The organism is Pseudomonas sp. PICF6, assembly GCF_009831705.1.
Taxonomy (GTDB): Bacteria; Pseudomonadota; Gammaproteobacteria; order Pseudomonadales; family Pseudomonadaceae; genus Aquipseudomonas; species Aquipseudomonas rhizophila.
Map to the genome: position 1 here is coordinate 116,183 of NZ_WUUD01000030.1, position 4,100 is coordinate 120,282.

2 protein-coding genes are annotated in these 4,100 nt (G+C 64.7%); both read left to right on the forward strand.

Features of this window, described 5'->3' with window-relative positions; translation table 11 throughout:
* Positions 1-3,514 (forward strand): helicase-related protein (locus GSM73_RS20315; protein WP_256677006.1); only part of this gene is annotated, 3,514 nt, incomplete at its 5' end.
* A gap of 208 nt (positions 3,515-3,722) precedes the next feature.
* A partial coding sequence (locus GSM73_RS20320) for a DUF72 domain-containing protein (protein WP_256677007.1) occupies positions 3,723-4,100 on the forward strand: 378 nt, incomplete at its 3' end.

A 4,100-nucleotide genomic window follows, 5' to 3' on the forward strand; every position in this document is an offset into this window, starting at 1 on the left:
CCGCCTCGCCGAACTGGCCCGGGAACACCGCACCACCCTGATTTTCGTCAACACCCGGCGACTGGCCGAACGCCTGAGCCGTCACTTGAGCGAACGCCTGGGCAAGCACGCCGTGGCCGCCCACCACGGCAGCCTGGCCAAGGAGTTTCGCCTCGACGCCGAACAACGGCTCAAGCGCGGCGAGTTGCAGGTGTTGATCGCCACCGCGTCCCTGGAACTGGGCATCGATATCGGCGACGTCGACCTGGTGTGTCAGATCGCCTCGCCGCGGTCGATCTCGGCGTTTTTGCAACGGGTCGGCCGCTCGGGCCATCAGGTTGGCGGCACGCCCAAGGGACGCCTGTTCGCCACCACCCGCGACGACTTGATCGAATGCGTCGCCCTGCTCGATTGCGTGCGCCGTGGCGAGCTGGACATTCTGCACATCCCCAAGGCGCCACTGGATGTGCTGGCCCAGCAGATCGTCGCCGAGGTCAGTTGCCAGGAATGGCCGGAACAGGCGCTGCTGGAAACCTTTCGCCGCGCCGCGCCCTATGCCGAGTTGGACGACGGCCACTATCAGGCGCTGCTGCACATGCTCGCCGAGGGCCTCAATGGTCGTCAGGGCGTGCGCAGTGCGTACCTGCATCGCGACGCCGTCACCCGCACCCTGCGCGGGCGCCGGGGCAGCAAGCTGACCGCCGTGACCAGCGGCGGCACTATCCCGGACAACGCCGACTACAGCGTGCTGCTCGAACCCCAAGGATTGAACATCGGCAGCGTCAACGAAGACTTCGCCGTGGAGAGCATTGCCGGCGACGTGTTCCAACTGGGCAATACCTCTTACCGCATCATTCGCGTGGAGACCGGTCGGGTGCGGGTCGAGGACGCCCAGGGCCAGCCGCCGACCATTCCGTTCTGGCTTGGCGAAGCCCCTGGCCGCAGCGCCGAGTTGTCCCTGGCGGTAGCCCGCCTGCAAGCCCAACTGGACCAACTGCTCGGTGCCACGCCGGGCAACTTGCAACCGGCCCTCGACTGGCTGACCGGCACCTTGCAACTGAACCTGGCCAGTGCCGAACAACTGGTGGACTATCTGGCCCCGGCACGCCTGGCCTTCGGCGCCCTGCCGTCCCAGGACACACTGGTGATGGAGCGGTTTTTCGACGAGTCCGGCGGCACGCAACTGATCATCCATACGCCGTTCGGCAGCCGCATCAACCGCGCCTGGGGCCTGGCCCTGCGCAAGCGTTTCTGCCGCACCTTCAATTTCGAATTGCAGGCCGCCGCCAGCGAAGACGCCATTGTGCTGTCGCTGTCCACCAGCCACAGCTTCGAGCTGGACGAGGTCTGGCGCTATCTCAATAGCCATAGTGCCGAACAGATACTGGTCCAGGCAGTGCTGGATGCGCCGCTGTTCGGCGTGCGCTGGCGCTGGAATGCCAGTGTCGCCCTGGCCTTGCCGCGCTATTCGGGCGGACGCAAAGTCGCTCCGCAGATCCAGCGCATGAAAAGCGAAGACCTGATCGCCAGCGTATTCCCGGACCAGATCGCCTGCCTGGAGAACCTCGCCGGCGAACGGGAAATTCCCAATCACCCACTGGTGGAACAGACCCTCGACGACTGCCTGCACGAAGCCATGGACAGTGAAGGCTGGCTGACGCTGTTGCGGCGCATGGAAGCCGGCGAGGTTCGTCTGATCAGCCGCGATCTGCCGGCGCCCTCGCCCCTGGCGGCGGAAATCCTCAGCGCCCGGCCCTACACCTTTCTCGACGACGCCCCGCTGGAAGAACGCCGCACTCAAGCGGTGATCAACCGGCGCTGGAGCGACCCGCAGTCTACCGACGACCTCGGCGCACTCGACGCCGACGCCATCCAGGCGGTACGGGACGAAGCCTGGCCGGCCCCCACCAACCTCGATGAAATGCACGAAGCACTGATGAGCCTGGCCTGCATCGCCGACAGCGAGGCAGGTGCTCAGCCGTCGTGGCTGGACTGGCTGCAGGCCCTGGCCGAGCGCGGCCGCGCCAGTCATGTACAGATCAGCGCCGAACGAGGTGTGTGGGTGGCGCTGGAACGACTGACGTGTCTGCAAGCCATTTATCCACAGGCTCAATGGCGACCGCCGCTGACGCCGCTGGCGGGTTTCGATGAACCCTGGGACCGCGATGAGGCCATGGTGGAGGTACTGCGCGCGCGGCTCAGCGCCTTTGGTCCACTGCCGCTGGAGGCCATCGCCTATCCGCTGGGGCTAACGCCCCCGCCCATCACCCAGGCCCTGGCGCAACTGGAACAGCAAGGCTACGTGCTGCGTGGCCGATTCACCCCCGGCAGCGGACAGGAAGAATGGTGCGAGCGGCATTTGCTGGCGCGTATCCACCGCTACACCGTCAAGCGCCTGCGCCGGGAAATCGAGCCGGTGATGTTGCAGGATTTCATGCGGTTCCTGTTCGACTGGCAGCATCTGTCGCCGTCCACCCAAGGCCGGGGCAACGCGGTGCTGCCGTCGATCATCAGTCAGTTCGAAGGCTATCCGGCCGCCGCCTCGGCGTGGGACAGCGACCTGTTGCCGGCGCGGATCAAGGACTATTCCCCGAGCTGGCTCGATGAGCTGTGCCGCAGCGGCAAGCTGGTGTGGACGCGCCTGAGCGCTCGTCAGAAGCAATCTTCCAGCGCCTTGCGCAGCACGCCGATTGTGTTGCTGCCGCGCAATCAGGTCGCCCTCTGGAGCAGCCTGACTGAACAGACCCCACCCAGCGAGCTGTCACCCAAGACGCAAAAAGTCCATAAGGCCCTCAGCGAACACGGCGCGCTGTTTTTCGATGAGTTGTTGCACGAGGCGCACTTGCTGCGCAGCGAACTGGAAATCGCGCTACAGGAACTGGTAGGCGCCGGGCTGGTGAATGCCGACAGCTTCGCCGGGTTGCGCGCGTTGATCACCCCTGCCAGTAAGCGCCAGGCGCGCAGCAGTCGGCGCGGGCGCGGGGCATTCGTTGGCGGCATGGACGATGCCGGGCGCTGGGCCTTGTTACGCCGTAGCGCCCCAGTGCCCGAGGAAGGAAACCGGCCAGCGGCGATACCGCCCGACACCCTCGAACACATCGCCATGACCTTGCTGCGCCGTTATGGCGTGGTGTTCTGGCGCCTGTTGGAGCGGGAGGCGGATTGGTTGCCGAGCTGGCGCGAGTTACTGCGCACGTTTCATCGCCTGGAGGCGCGGGGAGAGATTCGTGGCGGACGTTTTGTCAGCGGTCTGGCGGGCGAGCAATTCGCCCTGCCCGAAGCCATTCCATTGCTGCGGGAAGTGCGCCGCCGCCCCAGCGACGGCGCACTGGTCGCGGTGTGCGGTGTCGACCCGCTGAACCTGGCCGGCACCTTGTTGCCGGGAGCGAAAGTACCGGCGCTGGCCAGCAATCGGCTGGTGTATCGCGATGGCCTGCCGGCGGCGGCGCAGATCGCGGGCAAACAGCATGTGTGGCTGGAGCTGGATGCGCAGGGCATGACTGAGGTGAGGAACAAGCTGATCCAGAGAAGTTGAGGGTGTCTGGACGGACCTCATCGCGAGCAGGCTCGCTCCCACATTTGATCTGCGCTGGGGGCCCATTGAGCAACTACTGGAACACAGCGAACAAGACTGCAGGACTTCACCTGCCCTCACCGTCGGTAACTCCATCGAAACTTTCTACCCCGCGCGACAGTCATCAAAAGACACAGGCGGTACGAGGTCATTGGCACGGGAGGGACACATGACGGCGATCCACATTGGCATTTCCGGTTGGCGTTATACGCCTTGGCGGGGGGATTTCTACCCCAAGGGGCTAACCCAGAAACGGGAATTGCAATTCGCCTCGCGAGCGGTCAACAGCATCGAAATCAATGGATCGTTCTACGCCCTGCAACGCCCCGAACGGTATGCCCAGTGGTACGCCGAGACCCCGCCCGGCTTCGTCTTCAGCGTCAAGGCGCCGCGTTTCATCACCCACATCAGACGTCTTCGGGACATTCACAAGCCGTTGGCCAATTTCTTCGCTTCCGGCGTGCTGGAGCTCAAGGAGAAACTCGGCGCGATCCTCTGGCAGTTTCCTCCCAGTTTCAAATTCGATCCCGAGTTGTTCGAAGACTTT